The sequence below is a fragment of the Cupriavidus pauculus genome (assembly GCF_002858765.1).
Classification (GTDB): domain Bacteria; phylum Pseudomonadota; class Gammaproteobacteria; order Burkholderiales; family Burkholderiaceae; genus Cupriavidus; species Cupriavidus pauculus_B.
In genome coordinates, this window is record NZ_PJRP01000002.1 from 552072 (window position 1) to 576005 (window position 23934).

The window sequence follows — 23934 nt, forward strand, 5'->3', positions numbered from 1 at the left end:
CCGCGCAGACGCCATGGCCGACGAACTCCGCTACTTCCTGACCGCCGTAGGCTATTTCACGCGCGTGCCCATGCCGCAGCGGCTTGCGGTCTGGGTGGGGTTCGCGCCGCACTACCTGAACGCGGCCGCGCGCTACTTTCCGGCGGTGGGCCTGCTGGTGGGTGTGGCGGGGGCGCTGGTGACGGGCCTTGCGTGGCAGCTCTGGTCGCCCTCGGTGGCCATCGTGCTGGGCATGGCCGCCACGCTGCTGCTGACGGGCGCGTTCCACGAGGATGGGCTGGCCGACTGCGTGGATGCCTTCGGCGGTGGCTACCGGCCCGAGGACGTGCTGGCCATCATGCACGATTCCCGCGTGGGTGCATTCGGTGCCATCGCCATCGTGGTGGCGCTGCTGCTGAAGTGGCAACTGCTGGTGTCCGTGGGCGAAGTCCAAGGCGGCATGATGCTGCTGGCGGTGCTGGTGGCCGGCCACGGTGCCAGCCGCGCCATGGCCATCACGTTCCTGGCCACGCACGACTACGTGCGCCACGAAGGCAAGGCCAAGCCGGTGGCGCAGCGGCTGGAGGCCCGCAGCCTGGTGTTCGCGCTGGCGTGCGGCGCGCTGCCGCTGCTGTGGATCTCGCCGTGGTTTGCCATCGTGACCGTGCTGGTGCTGGCCGGGCTGCGCGCCGCGCTGGGCGCCTATTTCGTGCGGCGCATCGGCGGCTATACCGGCGATTGCCTGGGCATGTCCCAACAGCTTGCCGAGCTGTCGATCTACCTGGTGGCCGCGGCATGGAAGTTCTACTGATTCGCCACGCGCAGCCCGAGGTGGCGGCAGGCATCTGCTATGGCCGCCTTGACCTGGCATTGGTGCAGCCTGTGACACCTGACCCGACACAGGCCGTGGCCGGGCTTGCGCTGCCGCATCGCATCGTGACCAGTCCGGCCATGCGCGCGCGCGACACGACGGCGCACCTGATAGCCGGCGTGCCGGACCTGCCGGCTGCCGACGTGGACCCCCGCCTGCGCGAGATGGACTTCGGCACCTGGGAAGGGCAGCCCTGGGCGGACATTCCCCGCGACGCGCTGGACCTCTGGGCGGCTGACCTGATGCATGCGTGCCCGCACGGTGGCGAAAGCCCGGCGCAGGCGGCGGCGCGCGTCGGCGAGTGGGCCGATGCACTCGATATCGAATCCGATCAACGGCTATGGGTGGTGAGCCACGCGGGGCCGATGCGCATGCTGGCCGCCCATTGGCTGGGCATCTCGCTGGCGCAGACCCTGAATTGGTCGCTCGGATTCGGTGCCACTTGCAAGTTCAGCCTGGGCGATGGCGCGCCGAGGCTCGGGTGGTGGAATCGCGAGGCGGGTTGATCGACGGCTGGCCCGCTCCCCCGCCCCTCTTCCGCCCCTCTCGCGCCGTGCGGGAGAGGGGAGAACACCGCGAGGTGATCGATGTTCGGTCGGGTTGCTCCCCGCTCCCGCTGCGCGGGGGCGGGGTTTTGGCGAGACGGCTGTCCGCTTAACCTGCGATCAGGCGGATCACTTGCCGCGCCGCGAGCGCGCGAGTTCGAGGTCCTTGCAGATCTCCGCCGCGCCCTTCACCACGCGCGGGCCCGCGCGGTTGACCAGGTCGCCGTCGATGATGAACAGGTTGTTGCGCGCCACGGCGGTGACCTGCGTCCACTTCTCCCATAGCGAAAAATCCGCCAGCGGCTTGTCCGGGCGTGTGGCGCCCATGCCGGCCGTCAGCATGACCTCCGGATTGCCGGCCACCACGGCCTCCACCGACACCGTCGGCACCAGCGGCGACTCCTTGGCGAACAGGTTGCGGCCGCCGCACAGCGTCAGCAGGTCGCTGACCAGATGCTGGCCGTTCAGCGTCATCAGCGGCTGCTGCCACACCTGATAGAACACCGTCACCGGCGGGCGATCGGCATAGGTCTTGCGCAGCGTGGTCACCTGCTGGCGGAAGTCGGCGGCCGCCCGGGTGGCCACGGCCTCGGTACCCATCAGCGTGCCGAGTTTTTCCAGGTTTTCGGGGATCGATTCCAGGCGGCGCGGCTCGCTGTAGAACAGCGGCATGCCCAGCGCGCGCAGGCGGTCGGTCTGCTTCTGGGCGTTGCCATGGCGCCAGACCACGATCAGATCGGGCTTGAGCGCGGCAATGCGCTCCAGGTCCAGCGCCTTGTTGTCGCCCACGCGCGGGATGTCGCGCGCCTGCGGCGGGTAGTCGCTGTAGCTGACTGTGCCGACGATGCGATCACCGCCGCCGGCCGCGTAGATCAGTTCGGTCACGTGCGGGGCCAGCGAGACGATGCGCCGCGCGGGCTGCGCCAGCGTGACAGTCTGGCCGGCGTCGTCGGTGACGGTCACGGCGGCTTGGGCCCACGGGCTGGCGAGCAGCGCCGCGGCGAGCAGGAAGGAGTTGGCCTTCATCGGGATCAGGGGAGGATGGGGTGGTCAGTGGCGCCGCATGGCGAGTCGGCTAGCGAGCCAGATAGCGCGACGCCCAGCGCGGCATCGAGCCGCTGCCAGGCGGCGTCGTTATCGGGCGGCAGGCCCAGGCGCAGGCTGGCCGCACACCCGCCTGCGGCGTCGAACAGGCGCGTCCAGACGCCTTGGCGTGCCAGGGCCTCGTGCAGCGCGGGCGCGCGGGCATCGGGCACCCAGCTGAACAGCGGCTGCGATACCGGTGCCAGTCCGTGGTCGCGCAGCATCATCGCCAGGCGCTGGCCCTGCCGCTGCAGGGTCGCGCGCGTGGCGGCCTGCCACGCGGTATCGGCCAGCACCAGTCGCGCCACGGCGCGAGCCGGCCCGGAGACGGTCCAGTGCCCAAGCCGAAGCGACAAGGCGTCGAGCAGGTCGGGGGCGGCCAGGACGAAGCCGCAGCGCATGCCCGCCAGCCCGTAGAACTTGCCGATCGAGCGCAGCACGACCAGTCCCGGCAGGCCGGTGTGCACGGCCAGCGACGGCGCCGTGGTGCTGTCGAGGAACGCTTCGTCGACGATCAGTGTGGTCAGTTGTGCGTGCCAGCGCAGCAGCTGCTCGGTGGAGAGCAGCCGTGCGGTCGGATTGTTCGGATTGACGACGACAAGATGGTCGAGACCGACGGGCAGGTCGTCGCGTGCAAAGTCGCGCTCGTCGAGCGGCACCACCGTGTGGCCAGCCAGCGCGAACGCGGGCGCATATTCGCTGTAGCCGAGCGCGGCGATACCCACGCGCCCCGGTCGCAGCAACGTGGGCAGCGTGCGGATGGCCGCCTGCGATCCCGCCACCGGCAATGCGTGCGGCGCGCCGTAGGCTTGCGCGGCGATCTCGGCCAGGCCATCGTCGTCCTGCGGCAGCCGCTGCCAGACGTCGGCAGGCAGCGCCGGGACCGGATAGCCGGCCGGATGGATACCGGTCGACAGGTCAAGCCAGTCTTCCGCCGCGCGGCCGTAGCGGCGCACGGCAGCCAGCAGGTTGCCGCCGTGGCGGATCGGGGCCAAGGTTTCGCTCATGCCGCTCATGCCGGCCTCCATCCCGAAACCACTACCGACAGCAGCGGCACGCTCAACATGGCCACGCCGAGCCACAGCCACAACGTGCGTTGCACGAGCCGCAGGCAGGCGTGTACGTGCGCGGCCCGGGGGGCGTCGCCCAGGCCCAGCGGCGGGCGCTCTTCCCACTCGCCGTGGTAGCGGGCGCCACCGCCCAATGCCACACCCACCGCGCCGGCGCCGGCCGCCATCACGGGGCCGGCGTTGGGGCTCGACCACGCGGTGGCCTGGGTGCGCCAGCAGCGCATCGCCTGCGCGGTAGCGCCCAGCAGCGCGTACGACAGCGCGGTCAGCCGCGCCGGCACCAGATTCAGCACATCGTCGATGCGGGCCGCAGCCCAGCCGAACATTTCCCAGCGGGGCGTGCGGTATCCCCACATGGCGTCGAGCGTATTGGCCAGCCGGAAGACGATCACGGCGGGTGCGCCGCCGACCAGGAACCAGAACAGCGCACCGAAGATGGCATCGTTGCCGTTCTCCAGCGCCGATTCGCAGGCGGCGCGCGCCAGCGCTTCGGCATCGGCGTCAGTCGTGTCGCGCGACACGATGCGCGCCGTCAGCGTGCGCGCGGCGGGCAGGTCGTTGCGGGTGAGTGCGTCGGCGATTGGTGCGATGTGTTGCGTCAGGCTGCAGGCGCCCAGTGCGAAGTAGAGCGCCACGGCATGCAGCGCCCAGGCCAGCAGCGGATGCACGGCGGCCGCCAGTGTGACCAGCCACGCGGCCAGCGCGGCCGGACCGAGCACTACCACCGACCACGCGGCCAGGCCGGCCAGGCGCTGGCGCAGCGCACCGCGTTCGGGGCGATTGAGCTGGTTGGCCACGGCCGTCGCCATGCGTCCAAACCCGATCAGCGGATGCCAGCGGCGTGGCTCGCCAAGCCAGCGGTCCAGCAGCACGCCGGCAAGTGCGGCCGCCACGCAGGCTGGCCAGGACAGCATGATCATCGTGTGTGGCTGCCGTGTGCCTGGGACGGAGCGGGGTCCTTGATCGATACCGGGATGCCGGCGACCAGCAACCGCACGCGATCGGCGGCGGCGGCCAGCTTCTGGTTCAGGCGGCCCAGTTCGTCGACGTAGAAGCGCGTGATGGCGCCCATCGGCACCACGCCGAAGCCAATTTCATTCGACACCAGAATCACGTGGCCGGGCAGCATGGGCAGCGCCGTCATCAGCGCGTCGATTTCCTCGGTAAAGGCCGGCGGCGGCGTGATGACGCCGTGGTCCGGATACTCGCGGTGATCGCCGAAAACCAGGTTGTTGAGCCACAGCGTGACGCAATCCACCAGAATGCAGCCGTCGTGGCGCGCATGCGCGTAGAGCGCATCGGCCAGATGCACCGGTTCTTCCACCAGCGTCCAGTCGGCCGGCCGGCGGGCGCGATGCAGCGCGATGCGGACTTCCATTTCCTCGTCGGCCGGTTCGGCGTCGTGCCGGGCCGTGGCGATGTAGGTGACCGGACCGCGCGTCAGCGCCGCATGATCGGCGGCCAGCTGCTCGGCAAAATGGCTCTTCCCCGAGCGCGCACCGCCCAGCACCAGCGTCAGTTCGCGCGGTGCGGCGGTGCCGGCCTGCGGCTGCACGGTAGCGTCGGCCGCCGGATCGGCATCCGTGGCCGCACCTGCCGAAGCCGGCTCGGAAGTGGCCGAGAGATTGAGCGCCTGAGGCGGGGCGTGGGTATTCATCCGGCGTATTGTAGCCGTCGCATCCCCCAACCGCATGCATGGATCTTGCAGAGTTTTTGGCGGACGCCGATGTGCGGCTGCCCCGGCGCTGCTGCCATAATCGCGCGATGCGAAACGATCCTTCTGCCAACCCCTTTCCGTTTGCGGCGCGTGCCCTGCGGGGCACCCTGATGGTTCAGGGCACCACGTCCGATGCGGGCAAGAGTACCGTCGTAGCCGGCCTCTGCCGCATCCTGGCGCGCGCCGGCACCGCCGTGGCGCCGTTCAAGCCGCAAAACATGGCGCTGAACAGCGCGGTCACCGTGGACGGCGGCGAAATCGGACGTGCCCAGGCGCTGCAGGCCCAGGCGGCCGGCCTGGCGCCCCACACCGACATGAACCCCGTGCTGCTCAAGCCCAGCAGCGACATCGGCGCGCAGGTCATCATCCATGGCCGGGCGCGCATGGACCTGGATGCTCGGGCCTATCACGACTACAAGCCGCAGGCGATGGCCGCCGTGCTGGAAAGCCACGCGCGGCTGAAACAGGCGTACGGCGTGGTGCTGGTGGAAGGCGCCGGCAGCCCCGCCGAAGTGAATCTACGTGACCGCGATATCGCCAACATGGGCTTTGCCGAGCGTGTCGATTGCCCGGTGGTGCTGGTGGCCGACATCGACCGCGGCGGCGTGTTTGCCCACCTGGTGGGCACACTCGATTGCCTGTCCGAATCCGAGCGGGCGCGCGTGAAGGGCTTCATCATCAACCGCTTTCGCGGCGATATCGCATTGCTGGAGCCGGGCCTGGACTGGCTGACGGCGCGCACCGGCAAACCCGTGTTCGGCGTGCTGCCGTACCTGCACGGCCTCCATCTCGATGCCGAGGACGCCATCGCCAGCGCACAGGTAGCCAGCCGCGACGGCGACGTGCTGCGCGTGATCGTGCCGGTGCTGCCGCGCATCTCGAACCATACCGATTTCGATGCGCTGCGGGCCCATCCGAACGTCGACCTGCAGTTCATCGGCCCGGGCATGCCGATTCCGCCGGCGGACCTGGTGATCCTGCCCGGCAGCAAGAGCGTGCGCGCCGACCTGGCCTTCCTGCGCGCCAACGGCTGGCACCAGGCGCTGCTGCGGCACCTGCGCTACGGGGGCAAGCTCATGGGCATCTGCGGCGGCATGCAGATGCTGGGACGGCGCCTTCATGATCCCGACGGCCGGGAAGGGCCGGCCGGCACCAGCGACGGGCTCGGCCTGCTCGATTTCGAGACCACGCTGGCACCCGAGAAACAACTGCGGCGGGTGTCGGGCCGGCTCGACGCCGAGTCGGGTGGCGCGGCGGTGGACGGGTACGAGATTCATCTGGGCGTCACGCACGGCCCGGCACTGGCGCGCCCGGCGCTGTGGCTGGACGCTGCCGCCGGTTCGGACGATTCAGGCGTCGGTGGGTCCCGGCCCGATGGTGCCGTGTCGGAAGACAACCAGGTGCTGGCCACCTATGTCCATGGCCTGTTCGACCATCCGGACGCCTGCGGCGCGCTGCTGCGCTGGGCTGGGCTGGCGCGGGCCGAGGGCGTGCAACTGGATGCGCTGCGCGAGGCGTCGATCGACCGGCTGGCCGACAGCATGGCCGCGCACCTCGACCTGCGGGCGATGTTCGCGCCGTTGGCGGTGACTACGGACCCGGCGCCAGCCGGCTGACCAGCGCGTCCACGTCGTCCCAGCTGACGCGGCGGATGGCCACCATGAGGTCGGTGCCCGGGAAGGGGTCGTTAAAGTTGTCCGATTCCACGCCGCCCAGGCGCCGGTAGAACTCGCGCGCCTGGGTGTTGCCGTCCAGCACGTAAAGAAACAACGACTTGCCCGGCCACTGGCTGGCCACGCGCGCGGCGCAATGCGCCATCAGGGTCTTGCCATAGCCTCGCCCGTGAAACGCTTGCTTCACATGGAGGTTATCGAGATAGATGCCATAGCCCGGCTCGGCCAGCGGCATCAGGCACGAGAAACCAGCCGGCTGCCCGTTTACGCGCAGGATGGTGGCTTCGAGCGGTGCTTCGGCGCCTTCGAGCATGCGTGCGCGCCACGTGGCCAGCCGTTCGGCCGGGGCGTGGCTTTCGAGGTAGTCGGCGGGAATCAGGCCGCCATAGGCATCGCGCCAGCTTTCGGCGTGCATGGCGGCTAGTAGGTCGGCGTCGGCCGGGGTAGCGGGAACCAGTTCAATCAGGGGCATGGCAGGGCAGGGCGGCACCGGATGAGCGCAGGGGATGGCGCGTCCACGATCTTAGCGGCACGCTGCTAGAATCGCGAATTCTTCGCATTTGCATTTGGGCGTTGCCGCACAGATGCGTGGCGAAATGCTCATCAGGCGTGCATCAAGCGCCGCTTTTAAAAAGAAAGACTCCAATGGTCTCCGGTCGTCTGCGTACCGTCCTCGTCAAGCTGCACCTCTATATTGGCCTGGTTTTTGGCCTGCTGTTCGTCATGATGGGCCTGACCGGCACGCTGATTTCGTGGCGCGACGACATCGACAAGTGGCTGAATCCAGACTTGCTGCAGGGGGCGTCGGCCACGCGTATTCCGGTGGGTGCGGCCACGGTGGAATCGGTCACGGCCAAGCTGATGGCCGATCCGAAATACGGCAAGCCCAACCTGCTGATGCTGCCGGTCGACGAGCACGACGTGTTCATCGCCTATTACCCGATCAAGGGGCCGCAGGCCATGCCGGGTCGGTCGCGGCAGGTCATGGTCGACCCCATCACGTTGGCCGTGAAGGGCGAGCGCCTGTTTGGCGTGCCGGGGCTGACGCGCCAGCAGATCATGCCGACGCTGTTCCATCTGCATCGCTACCTGCTGTCCGGCGACACGGGCAAGACCATCATCGGCGTGACCGGGATGGTGCTGTTTTTCACGGTGCTGCTGGGCGTGGTGCTGTGGTGGCCCAAGATGAAACTGCGCGCACTGAAGCAATCGGTGCGCATTGCGCACGGCGGTTCGTGGTCGCGCTTCTTCTACACCTTCCATCGCGCTGGCGGCATCTTTGTGGCGCCGGTGCTGGCCACCATCGCCTTTTCGGGCTGGTATCTGAACCTGCCGAAATGGGTGACGCCGATCATCAGCACGGTCATGACCGTGAGTCCGCAGGCGAAGCACCAGTCCGATACGCCGCCGGCTGGCGCCCACGCGATCACGCCGGCCCAGGCCATGACGGCGGCGCAGCAGCAGTTCCCGGGGGCGCAGGTCACGCGTATCAGCCTGCCGCGCAAGCCGGGCGATGCCTATGAGGTACGGCTGCGTCAGGAGGGCGAACTGCAGGAAGACAGCGGCGCCACGCGGCTCTGGCTCGATGCCTATACCGGGCGGCCGCTCGGTGCCCGCGATCCGCGCGATGCCCAGTCTGGCGACGCGTTTATCTTGTGGCTGTTCCCGCTACATACCGGCGAGGCGTTCGGCACCTACGGCCGCGCGTTCATCACCGCATTCGGCCTGATGCCGCTGGCGTTCGCCGTGACCGGCGTGCTGATCTGGTGGAAACGCCGCAGCGGCCACAAGCGCCACCTGGAACGCGAAAAGGCTCGGCTGAAGCGGGTTTGACGGTCGCGGCGGAAGAGCCAACGGCCAGAACCAGAAAGCCGGAAACAAAAAGGCCAGAGGTGTTCCTCTGGCCTTTTTACTATCTGACGGTCGAAAGGGGCTTGGCGTCAGCCGGGGCAGCCGGTTCAGATTTCCAGATTGTCGATCAGGCGGGTGTTGCCGAGCTTGGCGGCGGTCAGCACCACCAGCGGCTCGCCGGCGGCGAATTCTTCGCGCGTGGGGGCCTGCAGGTTGTCGCGCTTGCGGATCGACACGTAGTCGGGCTTCCAGCCGCGTGCCTGCAGACGTGCCAGCGCATCGGCCTCGACGGTCAGCAGGTCCACATTGCCGTTGCCCAGCACGGTGTCGCGGACTTCGTGCAGCGTCTTGTAGAGGATCGGCGCTTCCTTGCGCTCGGCTTCGCCGAGATAGCGGTTGCGCGACGACAGCGCCAGGCCGTCCTCGGCGCGGATGGTCTCGGCCGGGATGATGTCCACAGGCAGCGCGAACTGCTGGGCCATGCGGCGCACGATCATCAACTGCTGGTAGTCCTTCTTGCCGAACACGGCCACGCGTGGCTGCACGCAGCAGAACAGCTTCATCACCACGGTGCAGACGCCCTTGAAGAAGCCCGGACGGAACTCGCCTTCCAGGATGTCGCCCAGGTCGTGCGGCGGGTCCACGCGATATTCCTGCGGCACCGGGTACATATCCGACTCGGTCGGGGCAAACAGCACGTACACCCCTTCGCTCTGCAGCTTTTCCACGTCATCCTGCAGCGTGCGCGGGTACTTGTCGAAATCCTCGTTCGGGCCGAACTGCAGGCGATTGACGAAGATCGACGCCACCACGGGGTCGCCATGCTGACGTGCCAGGCGCATCAGCGACAGGTGGCCTTCATGCAGGTTGCCCATGGTCGGGACGAACGCCACGCGATTCTGGCCGCGCAACTGGTCCCGCAACGCCTGGATGGAAGAAATGACTTTCATGAATGTGGTGTGCCGTCGTGGTTGGAGCGTGCCGCTGCGTGGCAGCTTGGCGTGCCGGCTCTCTGGGTACACATTGGCCGGCTGTCGGCGGATTGTAGAGCATCCGCGCCGGTTCAGGCCCGGCGCCCACGGGGAATTGTTCCGCGTGGTGGAAGGATCAGGCTGGCGTGTACGCCAATCGCACATAAACCGGTGCGAACGGCTCGGCCTGGGTGATCTCGACCAGCGCCTCGCGCGACAGCTCGAGCATGGCGATGAAGTTCACCACCACCACGGGCACGCCCTTGCCGGAACGGATCGCGTCCTCGAACAGCTCGCTGAATTCCATGAAGCGGGCGTGCTGCAGGCGGCGCAGGATCTGGCTCATATGCTCGCGCACGGAAAGTTCTTCGCGCGAGATCTTGTGGTGCTGATTCAGCTTGGCGCGCTTGAGCACGTCGGCCCAGGCGGACTGCAGGTCCACCGTTTCCACATCGGGGAAACGCTGTACCAGGCTCTGTTCGATATAGACCTGCGAGCGCAGGAAATCGCGGCCCAGCTGCGGCACGGTGTCCAGGCGCTGGGCGGCCAGTTTCATCTGCTCGTATTCGAGCAGGCGGCGCACCAGTTCGGCACGCGGATCCTCGGCTTCTTCGTCGCTGTCGGCCTTCTTGACCGGCAGCAGCATGCGCGACTTGATCTCGATAAGCATCGCTGCCATCAGCAGATACTCGGCCGCCAGCTCCAGATTGGTCCGGCGAATCTGGTCGACGTACGAAAGATACTGACGCGTCACCTGGGCCATCGGAATGTCCAGGACGTTGAAGTTCTGCTTGCGGATCAGGTACAGCAGCAGATCAAGCGGGCCTTCAAAGGCCTCCAGGAAGACTTCCAGTGCATCGGGCGGGATGTACAGGTCCTGCGGCAGCTTGAACAGCGGCTCGCCATAGAGGCGGGCGAACGCCATCCCGTCGACCATGTCGGCCGGATTGGCGCTGGCGCCGACGGGCTGCGCCACGCGGGGCAGCTCGACGGGCAGCGTCAGTTTTTCCTGCGCGCCGGGGTCCAGCGGATCGCTCGGATGCATCGGGATGGTCGTCGGAACGGCCGGACGGCCGATCAGTTGTCGGACGAGTAGACGTACGGCTTCTGGGCCACGCGCGAGGCGTTGGCGCGGGCGCGTTCTTCAAGGTCGATCGGGGTCTTGTCCCACAGCAGGCCGCGGCCTTCGCGCTGCTCCGTTTCCAGCGACGGGCGCTCCTGCTTGAGCGTCTTCAGGAACTGGGTGATATCCGATTCGTACATGGCCATGATGAAACCTGTGCCCTTTAGCAGTGTTGGGGATGACGGGGCAAGATTTTACCGTATCGGCAAGCCCCACTGCCGCCGAAGGCTCCGGAATCCTGAATTTTGGCCCCGGGATGGCCTTGCGGCGCCGGTGGTGTGGTCAAATAGCGACTTGATTCGGGAGCCACAAGGACGGATGACGACTGCTTTGGGCCACTTGGCCGCACAGCCCGCCCCAGCCAAGGCGCCAGGCACCTGCGGCGGTGCCCGCCGGCTCGCGCATATGGGGGTCGCCCATGCCGTCACCCGCGCCGTCACGCTGGCCACCGCGCTGCTGCTGGTGGCCCCCTGGCTGCCCGCCCATGCCGCCAAGGCCCAGTACAAGGTCGAGATCGACGCGCCCAAGGCGCTCAAGGACATTCTCGAAGAACACCTTGACCTCGCACGCTACGCGACCCGCACCGACATTTCCGACGACCAATTCCAGTACATGGTGGAGACCGTGGGCGACCAGGTGCGCCAGTTCGCGTCCACCGAGGGCTGGTTCGACCCGGTCACCAAGGCCACGGTGGAAGGCGAGGGCGATCATCGCGTGGTGCATCTCAGCGTGGACCCGGGCGCGCGCACCGTGATCCGGCGCGCGGATGTCGAGGTAAGTGGCCCTGCCGCCACGTTGTCGCCCGAGCAGGTGGAGCAGATGCGCAAAAAGTGGGGTCTGCCGGTGGGCCAGCCATTTCGGCAGGCCGACTGGGACAAGGCCAAGGAAGACGCGCTGGTGCAACTGCAGAGCAAGAGCTACTACGGCGCGAAGCTGGCGTCGTCGCAGGCGCGCATCGAACCCGACGAACAGGCCGCCGACCTGCGGGCCAAGTATGAAAGCGGCCCGGCCTATGTGCTCGGGCCCCTGGAGATCGAGGGCACGCGCCGCTACCCGGCCCAGATCATCCGCAACGTGAACCCGCTGGGCGAGGGCGAGCCGTATCGCGTGGAACGGCTGCTGGAGTTCCAGCGCGCGGTCCAGAACCAGCCCTATTTCTCGAACGTGCAGGTGGAACTGCAGGAGCCGCCCGCCGCCACCTCGGCGGAAGCTGCCGCGCAGCAGCAGACCGTGACGGCGCCGGTCAAGGTGAAGGTGCGCGAATATCCCACGCACCGGCTCAGTTCCGGTGTCGGTTTCACCACGGATACTGGCGCCCAGGTGGAAGGCCGCTATTCGTACTACAACCTGTTCAACCGCGCCTGGGTACTCGACACGCAGGCCCGGATCGAACAGAAGCGCCAGTACGGGTTTGTGGAAATGGCGATGCCGCCAGACCCGCACACGTACCGCAACAGCATCTATACCAGCTACGAACGCCTGATCGACGTCGAGAGCACCGACACCAAGAGCTGGCGTGCCGGCCTGAAGCGGTCGCGCTCGCGTGAAAAGTACGACACCACGGTGTCGCTCGACTTTTACTACGACGTGCTGACGCCGTACGGCGAGCCGTCGCAGTACTCGAAGGCGCTGGTGCCGGCATTCGCGTGGACGCGCCGCGACGTGGACAACCCCGTGTTCCCGCGCCGTGGCAACGTGATCAACACCCAGATCGGCGTGGCCGCCAAGGGCCTGCTCAGCGACGCGACGTTCCTGCGCGTGTACGGCCGGATTCGCCAGTACGTGCCGGTGGGCAACCGCGACCTGTTCGTGGCGCGGCTGGAACTGGGCGCCGACATGACGTCGAACGATCCTGCGCTGATTCCGGCCACGCTGCGCTTTCGCGCGGGTGGCACCGATTCGATCCGCGGCTACAGCTACCAGTCGATCGGTACGCCGTCCGGCCAGAGCGTGCTGCCGGCCCGCTACCTGGGCACGGGCAGCCTGGAGTACCAGTACTGGTTCAAGCCCGACTGGGGCGCGGCGGTGTTCTGGGACATGGGTACCGCCACCAACAACCTTGACGGCATCAAGATTTACCACGGCGTAGGCGTGGGCGCGCGCTGGCGCAGCCCCGTGGGGCCGGTGCAGCTCGATATCGGCTACGGCATCCAGCAGAAGCAGTTCCGGCCGCATATCTCGCTGGGGGTGGCGTTCTGATGAACATGCCGGACATGCCGCCCGTGCCGCGCGAGGATCGCAACACGCCACGGCAGCCACATCGCCGGCGCCGGGTCTGGAAGGCGCTGGTCTGGCTGGTGGGCATCCTGCTGGTGCTGCTGATCGCGCTGGTCGCCACGGCCGTGGCGGCGCTGCGCACCGAGACTGGCACGCGCCATCTCTGGAACGTGGCCACGCGGCTGTCGGCGGGGATGCTTGCCGGCCAGCTCGATGGTGGCACCGTGGCAAGCGGGCTGCGGCTGCACGATGTGGTGTTCGCCAGCGGCGACACGCGCGTCACCATCGACCGGATCGACGCGAAATGGAATGTGTCGTGGTCGCCCACGCGGCTGCATGTGGCATGGCTGAAGCTTGGCAAGATCGACGCGCGGCTGCCGGCCTCCCCGCCGAGCACCGAGCCGGCGAAGATGCCGCAGTCGCTGGAGTTGCCGCTGGCTGTCGACGTGGACACGCTGACCGTCCGCGAACTGTCGCTGCTGCAGGGGCCGGCCGCCACGTCGACCCCGCTGGTGCTGTCCGACCTGTCGGGCGCGCTGCATAGCGACGGCCAGCGCCATCGCGTGGTCGTCGACAAGCTCGTCACGCCGTACGGCAAGCTGCAGGCCAATGCGCAGATCGGCGGCAAGACGCCTTTCCCGCTGTCGGCCGAGGCGCTGCTGGAGGGCCGCTGGAAAGAAGAAGCCTATGCGGTGTCGGCCACGGCCAGCGGATCGCTGGACCAACTGCGCGCCGAACTGGAGGCCAACGGCGACCGCATCCGGGCGCGCGGCAATGCCGACGTGACCCCGTTCGGCAAGGTGCCGTTCACGCACCTGATTGTCGATGGCGAGCGCATCAACCCGCGCCTGTTCAGCCCGACCGCGCCGCAGGCCAACCTGACCGTCCATGCGGAACTGCGCCCGGTGGAATCGGTGCCTCCGCCACCCGAGGTGGCCAAGCCGAAACCTGGCGAATCGACGGCCAGCGCGGTGGCCGCTGCGTCGGCAGCATCGGCGTCGGCGTCGGCGCCCATGCCCACGCCGGTCGCGCCCACGAAGAACCCGCTGGCCGTGGCCGGCGAAGTCACGGTGCGCAACCTGGAGCCGGGCCCGATCGACAAGGAACGCCTGCCCGTGCATGCCGTGCAGGCGCGCGTGGAGCTGAGCGAATTGACGCAGACGCTGCGCGACCTGCGGATCACGCTGCCGGGCCGCGCCGAGATCGTCGGCCAGGGCACGCTGCGCGAAGGGCGCGGCGGCTTCGATCTCGATGTCCGGCATCTCGATGTCGCCGCGCTGCACACGGGCATGGTGGCCACGAACCTGTCGGGGCCGGTGATCCTGCGCCTGGAACCCGGCCGCCAGAGCGTGGCGCTGGACGTGGCGGGCGGCGAGATCAAGGTGTTTGCCGACGCCCGGATCGATGAAGACGCGGTCACGCTGACGGCGCTGCGGGCGGGGCTGGGCAGCGGCACGCTGACCGCCGAGGGCAAGCTCGGGCTGAAGGATGCGCAAGCCTTCGACTTCAAAGGCAAGCTGGCCAATTTCGACCCGGCACGGCTGGCCAAGGTGGCACCGGGCCGGATCAACGCCGAGTTTTCGACGAAGGGCTCGTTGGAGAAAGTGCTACGGGTGGCGCTCGATTTCGCGCTTAGCGAGAGCGAATACGCGGGGCTGCCGATGACTGGCAACGGCAAGGTGCGGCTGGAGGGCGAGCGGCTGCTGCCCAGCCAGGCATCGCTGCTGATGGCCGGTAACCAGGTGAACCTGAACGGCAGTTTCGGCGCACGCGGGGACAGCCTCAAGGTCAACATCGATGCGCCGCAGCTGGATCGCCTGAAGCTTGGTGTCGGTGGGCAGGCCAAGGTCGACGCGGTGGTTACCGGCACGCTGAAGAAGCCCGAGGTGGTGGGCGACTACAGCGCGCAATCGCTGGTGGTGGGGCCGCACAAGGTGGCCAGCGCCAATGGCCATGTGGAACTTCGCGGCGGGCTGAACGGCACGCTGTCGGCCCGGCTGGCTGCGCGCGACTATCACGGTCCGCAGGCGACGGTCCGCACGCTCGATGCCAACTTGCGCGGCACGCAGGGCGACCATACGTTCGACGCCAATGCTGTAGGTACGATGCACGAGCGCCCGCTGCAGCTGTCCCTGTCCGGGCAGGGCGCGTGGCGCGGCGACCAGGGCTGGACCGGCACCATCCGCACGCTCGAGGAAAGCGGCACGGCCAAAGTCCGGCTCGTCTCGCCCACCCAGTTGATGGTGGCGGACCGCCATATCCGGCTGGGCCAGACGCGGCTGCAGTTCGAGCGCGCGACGATGAATATCGAAGGCTTCGAGTTCGATCATGGCCGTATCCGCACGCAGGGTGCTTTCAATGGCGTGGAGGCGGGCAACATCATCAAGCTGGTGGAGACGTTCACCGGCGAATCGCAACCGGTGCGCTCCGACCTGGTGCTCGATGGCGGCTGGAACCTGAACCTTGCCGAAACCGCCACCGGCTTTGCCGAAATCCGGCGGCGCAGCGGCGATGCCTCGGTCAATGCAGGCCGTGGCTGGACCACGCTGGGCCTGAGCGACACCGCGCTGCGGGCGGAATTCAGTGGCAATCGCGTGACGCTGCGCGGCGGCTCCACGTCGCAACGGATCGGCAAGCTGGCCGTCGATGCGTCGGCGGGGCTGGTCAGCGAACAGGGCTTGCTGACGGTGGGGCCCGGGTCGACACTCGGCGGCACGGTATCGGCCGACATTCCGCGCCTGAAATCGCTGGAGGCGCTCAGCGGCCCGCAATACGCGCTCGAAGGCAAGCTGGCGGCGGCCCTGCAACTGGCCGGCACGGCGGGCAGCCCGCTGCTGACCGGAGCCATCGACGGTAGCGGCATCGGCATCACGCTCTACGACCTGGGCATCCGGCTGACCGACGGCGAAGTGCACGTGGTGCTGGATCAGAACGCGGTGGAACTGAAGCAAGTGCGCTTCCGGGGTGGCGACGGCACGCTGACGGCCACCGGCGCGGTGAAGCTGGGCGAGACCGATCCGAACCTGACCGGCCGCATCGTCGCGGACAAGCTGCAGCTGTTTGCCAGCCCCGAGCGCACGCTGATCGTGTCCGGCGAGGCCGGCATCGCCAACGAGAACAAAGTGATCGCCATCCGTGGCAAGTTCCGCGTGGATCGCGGCCTGTTCGACCTGCCCAAAGCCAGCGCGCCGGTGCTGGGCGACGACGTGGTGGTGGTGCGCCGCAAGGACGAACGCGAACTCAAGACCGCCGCCACGCCGGTGGTACCCGAATCCAAACCAGCCAGCCGCTTCAGCCCGCTAATCGACGTGACGATCGACCTGGGCGACAGCTTCCGCTTCCGTGGGGCCGGCGCCGATATCCTGCTGGCCGGCCAGCTTGGCATCAAGAGCGAGCCGCTGGCGCCGATGCGGGCGGCCGGTACCGTGCGCGTGGTGGAGGGCACGTACGAGGCCTTCGGCCGCAAGCTCGATATCGAACGCGGCACGATCAACTTCAATGGGCCGGTGGACAACCCGAACATGTTTATCCGCGCCCTGCGCCGCAACCAGGAAGTGGAAGCGGGCGTGGAGGTCACGGGCACGGTGCGGCTGCCGCGCGTGCGGCTGGTGTCGGAGCCGAACGTGCCGGACGAAGACAAGCTGTCGTGGCTGATGTTCGGCTACGGCGCCGAGAGCGCGGGGTCCAGCCAGCAGCGCCAGTTGAGCGGCGGCGCAATCGGCGGCGCGGCACTGGGCATGATTGGGGGCAAGGCCGGCAAGAGCGTGGTGTCCCATTTCGGCATCGACGAATTTTCGATCGGCCCCAGCACGGCCGGCCTGAACGACCAGCAGGTGGTGAGCATCGGCAAGGCGGTGTCCGACCAGATTTCGGTCGGCTACGAACAAAGCCTGACGTCAGCGTCGAACGTGGTGAAGCTGACCTGGGCGTTCTCGCGGCGCTGGTCGCTGATTGCCAAGGGCGGCTCGATCAACGGCCTGTCGGTGCTGTTCAACCGCCGGTTCAATAATTGGGATACGCTGTTTGCCGGCGACTCGGGCCGGCGCAGGAATGCCGCGGCCGACGCTACCGTGGAAGGCGCCAGCGCCCCCGCCGGCGATCCAGTCGAAGCGATCAAACGATGAAGCCACCTTTTAACCGCGCGTCTCGCCGACGCCTTGCCGCCATGGGACTGATTGCCAGCCTGCTTGCCCTGTTCGGGTGTGACCAGCAGAAGGTCGACGAAGCCATGAAAAAGGCGAAATCGGTGGCCACCGACACCTGGAACAGCGTGAAGCCCGATAGCCAGCTGTTCAAGGGCATCGAAATCGGCAAGTCCACAGAAGACGATGTGCGGCGCCAGGCCGGCAAGCCCGAGATCGTCTGGGAAGAACCGGAGGGCGGCCGCCGCCTGGAATACCCGCGCGGGCCCGAAGGCGCCACCACGTGGATGGTGACAACGAACGCCGACGGCACGGTGCGCGCCATCGAACAGGTGCTGACGGGCGAAAACTTCGCAAAAGTACGACCTGGCATGAACAAGGACCAGATCCGCCGGATGCTGGGCAAGCCGACCAAGGTGGAGGCGTTCCGCCTCAAGCAGGAAGAGGTCTGGGGCTACCGCTGGTTCGAGAGCCCCACGGACCGGGCCTTCTTCAACGTGCATTTCAACAACGACGGCACGGTGACCACCACATCGCGTAGCGACGATCCGTCGAAGCGGCAGGGCGGCTGAGGCTGGCGGCGAGGTTGCCGGCCACAAATAAAAACGCCGACGGAGCAAAGGCCGTCGGCGTTTTTATTTGTCGAGGAGCGCCCGCGCAACGACGCCAGAATCAGTCTGACGGTGCCTAGCGAATCCGCATGCCCGGTACGGCGCCGCTATGCGGTTCCAGGATATACAGGCCCGGGCTGGCCTTCTCGTCGGCGGCCGAGGCGGCCAGCACCATGCCTTCGGACATGCCGAACTTCATCTTGCGCGGCGCCAGGTTGGCCACCACGACCGTCAGCTTGCCCACCAGCTGCTCGGGCGTGTAGGCCGACTGGATGCCCGAGAACACGTTGCGCATCTTGCCTTCGCCCAAGTCCAGCGTCAGCTGCAGCAGCTTGTTCGAGCCTTCCACCTTCTGGCATTCCACGATCTTCGCCACGCGCAGGTCGATCTTCGCGAAGTCGTCGATCGTAATCGTTTCGCCAATCGGTTCGATCGATGCGGACGCTGCCGCGTTGGCGGCCGGGGCCGCGGCCTGCAGCGATTCCTGGTTGGCGGCCAGCAGTGCGTCGATCTGCTTGGTGTCCACGCGGGTCATCAGATGCTGGTAGGCCTGGATCGGGCGGTCGGAGGACAGCTGCTTGTCGATTCCGCGCCAGTCCAGTGCATCCACATTCAGGAACGACTCGACACCGGCGGCCATGTTCGGCACCACGGGCTTCAGGTAGACCGTCAGCAGGCGGAACGCTTCGAGCGACACCGAGCATGCGGCGTGCAGTGCATCGCGCTTGCTTTCGTCCTTGGCCAGTTCCCACGGCTTGTTGGTGTCGACGAACGCGTTCACGGCGTCGGTCAGCTCCATCACCAGGCGCAGCGCCTTGCTGTACTCGCGGCCTTCGTAATACGCGGCGATTTGCGGCGCGGCCTGGCGCAGTTGTTCCAGCAGCGGATTGGCCAGGGCGGCCTCGTTCACCTTGCCGTCGAAGCGCTTGACCAGGAAGCCAGCCGCGCGGCTGGCAATGTTCACGTACTTGCCGATCAGGTCGCTGTTCACCCGGGCGACAAAGTCGTCTAGGTTCAGGTCCAGGTCTTCCATGCTCGCGTTGAGCTTGGCGGCAAAGTAGTAACGCAGCCATTCCGGATTCATGCCGGTGTCGATGTAGCTCTGCGCGGTGATGAACGTGCCGCGCGACTTGCTCATCTTGGCGCCGTCAACGGTCAGGAAGCCGTGCGCGAACACGTTGGTCGGGGTGCGATAGCCCGAGAACTTCAGCATCGCGGGCCAGAACAGCGTGTGGAAGTACAGGATGTCCTTGCCGATGAAGTGGTACTGCTCGGCCGTGGAGTGCGGGCCCACCCAGGCGTCGAAGTCGATGCCGCGCTTGGCCGCCAGGTTCTTGAAGCTGGCGTAGTAGCCGATCGGGGCATCCAGCCACACGTAGAAGTACTTGCCCGGTGCGCCCGGGATCTCGAAGCCGAAGTAGGGCGCGTCGCGCGAGATGTCCCAGTCGGACAGCGTCGAGGCCTCGCCTTCGGCGCCCAGCCATTCCTGCATCTTGTTGCTGGCCTCGGGCTGGGCCAGGTCGGCCACCCACTCGCGCAGGAACGTTTCGCAGCGCGGATCGGACAGCTTGAAGAAGAAGTGCGTCGACGACTTGCGCACCGGCGTGGCACCGGACACCACCGAGTACGGGTTCTTCAGGTCGGTTGGCACATACGTGGTGCCGCATACCTCACACGAATCGCCGTACTGATCCTTCGCGCCGCACTTCGGGCATTCGCCCTTGATGAAGCGGTCCGGCAGGAACATGTTCTTGACCGGGTCGAAGAACTGCTCGACATCGCGCTCGGCGATCAGGTCCTGGCCCTTCAGCGACAGGTAGATCTTTTCGCAGAGTTCGCGGTTTTCCTCGGCGTCGGTGCTGTAGTAGTTGTCGAAGGACACCAGGAAGCTGTCGAAGTCGCGCTTGTGCTCGGTCCAGACGCGGTCGATCAGCTGCTTGGGCGTGATGCCTTCCTTTTCCGCACGCAGCATGACCGGGGTGCCATGGGTGTCATCGGCGCCGACATAGTAGACCTCGTTGCCCATCATGCGCTGGAAACGCACCCAGATGTCGGTCTGGATGTACTCCACCAGATGGCCGATGTGGATCTGGCCGTTGGCATACGGCAGGGCAGAGGTAACGAGAATGCGGCGTGCGGTCATGAAAAGAGCCGTTCAGTGGGTGTCGATGCACGCCCGGCGGCTGCCGGACGGAGGAACCGGCTATTTTAGCAACTGCCCGGACGGATTGCTCGGATTGGCGCCGAACGGGGCATAATCGGCGCGCAATCTCGCTGAAATGGCATGCCGGATGGCACGATCGGAAGTCAAACGGGCAAAAAAAAGCGCCGGTTAGGTACCGGCGCAGCTTTCCACAACGGAAAAGGAGGAGAAATCAGGTACCGCCCGGGAGGTCAGCCACCCATCGCGAGCCAGCAACGGTGGCAAGCGGTACCTGAACTGTATGACTGGTCACCCCGAAATTGGTTTCAAGAAAATTTCGACACGACGATTTTGTGCGCGTCCGGCGTCGGTGGCGTTGTCCGCCACGGGCTGGGTCTGGCCCCGGCCTTCGGCAGTCAGGCGGTTGCGCGCCACGCCATGGTCACCCAGATAGGCGGCCACGCTCTGGGCACGGCGTTGCGACAGCTGCATGTTGTAGCTCGGGTTGCCGGTGCTGTCGGTATGGCCCACGACGTTGGCGGTCACGTCCTGGTGTTGGCCCAGCGTCTGCGAGACCTGGTCCAGCACGGCGCGGAACGACGGCTTGATCGTGGCGCTGTCGGTATCGAACGTCACCTGGCTCGGGATATTGACCTTCAGCGAGCCGTCCGGCTGCTCGGTGATCTGGGTGCCGGTGCCGGCGGTGTCCTTGTTCAGCTTGCCGCGGATGGCGTTCCAGTTGTATCCGGTTGCGCCGCCCAGCGCGCCACCCACGGCAGCGCCAACCAGCGTGCCCGTGGTGTTGCCGCCGATCAGGTTGCCCAGCCCAGCCCCCACGGCCGCGCCAACCCCGGTGCCGACCGCGGTATGGGTCTGCTGTTCGGTGGCGCAGCCCGCCAGGGCTGCAGCGGCGACGATCGAGACGGTAACGAGCTTGAGGTTCATGCTTTCTCCTTCTGGTGATACCCGAAAATGTTTGGCCAACGGCATGTCGCATGGTAACGCCTGGTGCCAAACGGCGGTCGAGGCGCGACAAGTTTCAACATGCGTATGAAAACGCTCAGGGCCTGCCGTGCGCTGACGCACATGGCCGGAGCGCCGCAAGGCCGGCGCACTACAATAGGCAGATGGTGTCAGCCGCACAACCCCAGGAGTGTGAGAGATGTAAATGTCTGTAAATCCACACTTAACCAAGGGTTAAATCAGACGGCGTGCCACAGTGCGCGCGGACCTGCTACCGTGGCCCCTGCCGGTTGACGTTCTTTTGCTACATTACGCGACTCGCATCCCCCACAATTTCATTCCAAGAGCGGAGTCTGTCTTGAGCCTCACCATTGAACAGGTAACCGAAGTCCTGCGTACGGTCATCGATCCCAATACGGGCAAGGACCTCGTCTCCACGCGGTCGGCGCGCAATGTGCGAGTCGACGGCAGCAACGTGTCGGTGGAGGTGGAGCTCGGTTACCCGGGCAAGAGCCAGTTCGACCTGATCCGCAACCTTGTGACCGATGCCGTGCGCAAGGCGGACGCCTCGGCTAATGTCAGCGTGGCGGTGTCGATGAAAATCGTCGCCCATGCGGTGCAGCGCGGCGTGAAGCTGCTGCCCGGCGTGCGAAATGTGATCGCCGTGGCATCTGGCAAGGGCGGCGTGGGCAAGTCCACCACGGCCGTGAACCTGGCCCTGGCCCTGGCCGCCGAGGGCGCGCGCGTGGGCATGCTCGATGCCGATATCTATGGCCCGAGCCTGCCGATGATGCTGGGTATCAGCGGACGTCCCGAATCCACCGACGGCCAGACCATGATCCCGCTGCAGGGCCATGGGCTGCAGGCCAATTCCATCGGTTTCCTGATCGAACAGGACAACCCGATGGTCTGGCGTGGCCCGATGGTGACCTCCGCGCTGGAGCAGCTGCTGCGCCAGACCAACTGGAGCGACCTGGACTACCTGATCGTCGATATGCCGCCGGGCACCGGTGACATCCAGCTGACGCTGTCCCAGAAGGTGCCGGTCACCGGTGCGGTGATCGTGACCACGCCCCAGGACATCGCCCTGCTGGACGCCCGCAAGGGTCTCAAGATGTTCGAGAAGGTCGGCATTCCGATCCTGGGCATCGTCGAGAACATGGCTGTCTACTGCTGCCCGAACTGCGGCCATACCGAACACATCTTCGGCGCCGGCGGTGCCCAGAAGATGAGCGCCGACTATGACGTGGATGTGCTGGGCAGCCTGCCGCTGAACCTGTCGATCCGCGAGCAGGCCGATTCGGGCCGCCCCACGGTGGTGGCCGATCCGGATGGCCAGATCGCCGGGATCTATCGCGAAATGGCGCGCAAGGTGGCCATCAAAGTTGCCGACAAGGCGCGCGACATGAGCAACAAGTTTCCGAGCATCGTCGTCCAGAACACCTGAGACGTTTGACGGGCAGCAAAAATGGGAGGCTGTCCGACATAGTCGTGCCGGGCGCCTGTCCTACAATCCACACGGCAGGTCGTCGACGTTCACGCGCGGGCATCGCGCACACAAGCAAGAAGAGGAGGAACGGCATGAAACGTGTACTTTTCGGATTGACGGTCGGTGCTGCCGCGGTGCTGGCAGCCGGCTGTGCGCAGACGGACAAGAGCCCGTCGGCGGCGCCCACGGCCAGCGCGGCCATGGCCGCCCCGGGTGCCACGCGGGCCGCCGCGCCGCTGGCGTCCAAGAGCGGCACCAATACCGGCGGTCGCGTCACGTTTGAGCAGCAGCAGGGCGGCGGCGTGATGGTGGTGGTGGCGGTGACCGGCCTGCCGCCGGGCACCACGCACGGCTTCCATATCCACGAGAAGGGCGATTGCTCGGCGCCGGACGGCATGAGCGCCGGCGGCCACTTCAATCCGGGCGCCAAGCCGCATGGCCAGATGTCGATGCCTGAACACCATGCTGGCGACATGAACAACCTGACGGCCGATTCCGCCGGCAATGCGCGCGCGCAGTTCGTGATGAGCGACGTGACCGTGGGCGCGGGCCCGAACAGCGTGGTGGGCCGGTCGGTAATCGTCCACAAGGACCCGGATGACTATCGCACCCAGCCCACGGGAAATGCGGGTGGCCGCATCGCCTGCGGCGTGATCGCGGCGACCTGACCCGTCGCGTGGCGGCGTCCACCAGCCCTTCTCCCGCCTGACGGGAGGAGGGTGTCCGGCCTTGATCTTCGGCATCGGGCCTGCGCCGCGAATGGTTGTACAATGCGCCCCATTCCAGCGGCGCCGGGTATGGCCGGCCAGCTGTCCGACCATCCTGCCACGTCTATATGAGCATCAAATCCGACAAGTGGATCCGCCGCATGGCGGAACAGCAAGGCATGATCGAACCGTTCGAGCCCGGCCAGGTACGGGAATCGGACGGACGCAAGATCGTTTCCTATGGCACGTCGAGCTACGGCTACGACATCCGCTGCGCCGACGAATTCAAGATATTCACGAACATCAACAGCACCATCGTCGATCCGAAGAACTTCGACGAGAAGTCGTTCGTGGACTTTAAGGGTGACGTTTGCATCATCCCGCCGAACTCGTTCGCGCTGGCCCGCACGATGGAGTACTTCCGGATTCCGCGCAGCGTGCTGACCATCTGCCTGGGCAAGAGCACGTACGCGCGTTGCGGCATCATCGTCAACGTGACGCCGTTCGAGCCCGAATGGGAAGGCTATGTGACGCTGGAGTTCTCGAACACCACGCCGCTGCCCGCCAAGATCTACGCCGGCGAGGGCTGCGCCCAGGTGCTGTTCTTTGAATCGGACGAGATCTGCGAGACCTCGTATGCGGACCGCGGCGGCAAGTACCAGGGCCAGCAAGGTGTCACGCTGCCGAAGACCTGACGGCCTGTCATTTTTCTGCCTCACAATGCCGGCGTGTGAATCGCGCCGGCGGCGCCAACGGGCACGACTGCCCGGGCGCCAGAC

General features: G+C 66.8%; 20 protein-coding genes. 10 read left to right on the forward strand and 10 right to left on the reverse strand.

Annotated elements, in window-relative coordinates; genetic code table 11:
- Nucleotides 1–13 precede the first annotated feature (13 nt).
- Both CYJ10_RS07395 and CYJ10_RS07400 read left to right on the forward strand, forming a co-directional pair.
- Nucleotides 14–790 carry an adenosylcobinamide-GDP ribazoletransferase gene (locus tag CYJ10_RS07395; RefSeq protein ID WP_101680847.1) on the forward strand — a complete coding sequence of 259 codons (777 nt, stop codon included), beginning with the start codon at nucleotides 14–16 and terminating at the stop codon, nucleotides 788–790.
- Nucleotides 775–1356, forward strand: a complete 582-nt coding sequence (locus CYJ10_RS07400) for a histidine phosphatase family protein (protein WP_101680848.1) — start codon at nucleotides 775–777, stop codon at nucleotides 1354–1356. Before CYJ10_RS07395 ends, CYJ10_RS07400 begins: the two co-directional genes overlap by 16 nt.
- A 168-nt stretch (nucleotides 1357–1524) precedes the next feature.
- On the opposite strand, the gene CYJ10_RS07405 is transcribed toward CYJ10_RS07400, so the two are convergent.
- The 4 genes from CYJ10_RS07405 to cobU are packed head-to-tail and all read right to left on the reverse strand — an operon-like array spanning nucleotide 1525 to nucleotide 5205.
- Nucleotides 1525–2421, reverse strand: coding sequence for a cobalamin-binding protein (locus CYJ10_RS07405; RefSeq protein ID WP_101680849.1), 897 nt, complete (start codon nucleotides 2419–2421; stop codon nucleotides 1525–1527).
- A gap of 5 nt (nucleotides 2422–2426) precedes the next feature.
- Entirely contained in the window at nucleotides 2427–3485 is a 1059-nt protein-coding gene (cobD, locus tag CYJ10_RS07410; protein WP_101681063.1) for a threonine-phosphate decarboxylase CobD, read from the reverse strand.
- Between the two features lie 5 nt (nucleotides 3486–3490).
- On the reverse strand, nucleotides 3491–4468 hold the full coding sequence (gene cbiB, locus CYJ10_RS07415; RefSeq protein ID WP_101680850.1) for an adenosylcobinamide-phosphate synthase CbiB: 978 nt from the start codon (nucleotides 4466–4468) through the stop codon (nucleotides 3491–3493).
- Nucleotides 4465–5205 (reverse strand): bifunctional adenosylcobinamide kinase/adenosylcobinamide-phosphate guanylyltransferase, encoded by a 741-nt coding sequence (gene cobU, locus CYJ10_RS07420; RefSeq protein ID WP_101680851.1) that lies wholly within the window; start codon nucleotides 5203–5205, stop codon nucleotides 4465–4467. The genes cbiB and cobU overlap by 4 nt, the downstream gene beginning before the upstream one ends.
- Nucleotides 5206–5375: 170 nt before the next feature.
- Between cobU and CYJ10_RS07425 the strand changes: the two genes are divergently transcribed.
- Nucleotides 5376–6881 carry a cobyric acid synthase gene (locus CYJ10_RS07425; RefSeq protein ID WP_101681064.1) on the forward strand — a complete coding sequence of 502 codons (1506 nt, stop codon included), beginning with the start codon at nucleotides 5376–5378 and terminating at the stop codon, nucleotides 6879–6881.
- Here CYJ10_RS07425 and CYJ10_RS07430 read toward each other — a convergent pair.
- Nucleotides 6856–7410 carry a GNAT family N-acetyltransferase gene (locus tag CYJ10_RS07430; protein ID WP_101680852.1) on the reverse strand — a complete coding sequence of 185 codons (555 nt, stop codon included), beginning with the start codon at nucleotides 7408–7410 and terminating at the stop codon, nucleotides 6856–6858. The genes CYJ10_RS07425 and CYJ10_RS07430 overlap by 26 nt on opposite strands.
- Before the next feature lie 173 nt (nucleotides 7411–7583).
- On the opposite strand from CYJ10_RS07430, the gene CYJ10_RS07435 reads away from it, so the two are divergent.
- On the forward strand, nucleotides 7584–8771 hold the full coding sequence (locus CYJ10_RS07435; RefSeq protein WP_101680853.1) for a PepSY-associated TM helix domain-containing protein: 1188 nt from the start codon (nucleotides 7584–7586) through the stop codon (nucleotides 8769–8771).
- 125 nt (nucleotides 8772–8896) lie between these two features.
- On the opposite strand, the gene panC is transcribed toward CYJ10_RS07435, so the two are convergent.
- The 3 genes from panC to CYJ10_RS07450 all read right to left on the reverse strand — a co-directional run bounded on the left by panC (nucleotide 8897) and on the right by CYJ10_RS07450 (nucleotide 11029).
- Nucleotides 8897–9739 (reverse strand): pantoate--beta-alanine ligase, encoded by an 843-nt coding sequence (gene panC, locus CYJ10_RS07440; protein WP_101680854.1) that lies wholly within the window; start codon nucleotides 9737–9739, stop codon nucleotides 8897–8899.
- Between the two features lie 157 nt (nucleotides 9740–9896).
- Nucleotides 9897–10805: a segregation and condensation protein A gene (locus CYJ10_RS07445; RefSeq protein ID WP_101680855.1), complete on the reverse strand. Its 909-nt coding sequence runs from the start codon at nucleotides 10803–10805 to the stop codon at nucleotides 9897–9899.
- Between the two features lie 32 nt (nucleotides 10806–10837).
- Nucleotides 10838–11029: a DUF3460 family protein gene (locus tag CYJ10_RS07450; RefSeq protein ID WP_101680856.1), complete on the reverse strand. Its 192-nt coding sequence runs from the start codon at nucleotides 11027–11029 to the stop codon at nucleotides 10838–10840.
- Between the two features lie 172 nt (nucleotides 11030–11201).
- Between CYJ10_RS07450 and CYJ10_RS07455 the strand changes: the two genes are divergently transcribed.
- Genes CYJ10_RS07455 through bamE form a run of 3 tightly spaced genes read left to right on the forward strand, consistent with a single transcriptional unit; the run spans nucleotide 11202 to nucleotide 17814 of the window.
- The gene (locus tag CYJ10_RS07455; RefSeq protein ID WP_257993153.1) at nucleotides 11202–13082 is read left to right on the forward strand and encodes an autotransporter assembly complex protein TamA; all 1881 of its coding nucleotides are present in this window, start codon (nucleotides 11202–11204) and stop codon (nucleotides 13080–13082) included.
- The gene (locus CYJ10_RS07460; RefSeq protein WP_101680858.1) at nucleotides 13082–17224 is read left to right on the forward strand and encodes a translocation/assembly module TamB domain-containing protein; all 4143 of its coding nucleotides are present in this window, start codon (nucleotides 13082–13084) and stop codon (nucleotides 17222–17224) included. Before CYJ10_RS07455 ends, CYJ10_RS07460 begins: the two co-directional genes overlap by 1 nt.
- Before the next feature lie 41 nt (nucleotides 17225–17265).
- Nucleotides 17266–17814, forward strand: coding sequence for an outer membrane protein assembly factor BamE domain-containing protein (bamE, locus tag CYJ10_RS07465; protein WP_101680859.1), 549 nt, complete (start codon nucleotides 17266–17268; stop codon nucleotides 17812–17814).
- Between the two features lie 115 nt (nucleotides 17815–17929).
- Here bamE and metG read toward each other — a convergent pair whose 3' ends face one another.
- Both metG and CYJ10_RS07475 read right to left on the reverse strand, forming a co-directional pair.
- Entirely contained in the window at nucleotides 17930–19996 is a 2067-nt protein-coding gene (metG, locus tag CYJ10_RS07470; protein WP_101680860.1) for a methionine--tRNA ligase, read from the reverse strand.
- A gap of 309 nt (nucleotides 19997–20305) precedes the next feature.
- On the reverse strand, nucleotides 20306–20941 hold the full coding sequence (locus CYJ10_RS07475; RefSeq protein ID WP_101680861.1) for an OmpA family protein: 636 nt from the start codon (nucleotides 20939–20941) through the stop codon (nucleotides 20306–20308).
- Between the two features lie 376 nt (nucleotides 20942–21317).
- Between CYJ10_RS07475 and apbC the strand changes: the two genes are divergently transcribed.
- The 3 genes from apbC (at nucleotide 21318) to dcd (ending at nucleotide 23850) form a co-directional block, all read left to right on the forward strand.
- A complete protein-coding gene (gene apbC, locus CYJ10_RS07480; protein ID WP_101680862.1) occupies nucleotides 21318–22406 on the forward strand; it encodes an iron-sulfur cluster carrier protein ApbC in 1089 nt (362 codons plus the stop codon).
- 134 nt (nucleotides 22407–22540) lie between these two features.
- Nucleotides 22541–23116, forward strand: coding sequence for a superoxide dismutase family protein (locus tag CYJ10_RS07485; RefSeq protein ID WP_101680863.1), 576 nt, complete (start codon nucleotides 22541–22543; stop codon nucleotides 23114–23116).
- A 167-nt stretch (nucleotides 23117–23283) separates the two neighbouring features.
- A complete protein-coding gene (dcd, locus tag CYJ10_RS07490; protein ID WP_101680864.1) occupies nucleotides 23284–23850 on the forward strand; it encodes a dCTP deaminase in 567 nt (188 codons plus the stop codon).
- Nucleotides 23851–23934 lie beyond the last annotated feature (84 nt).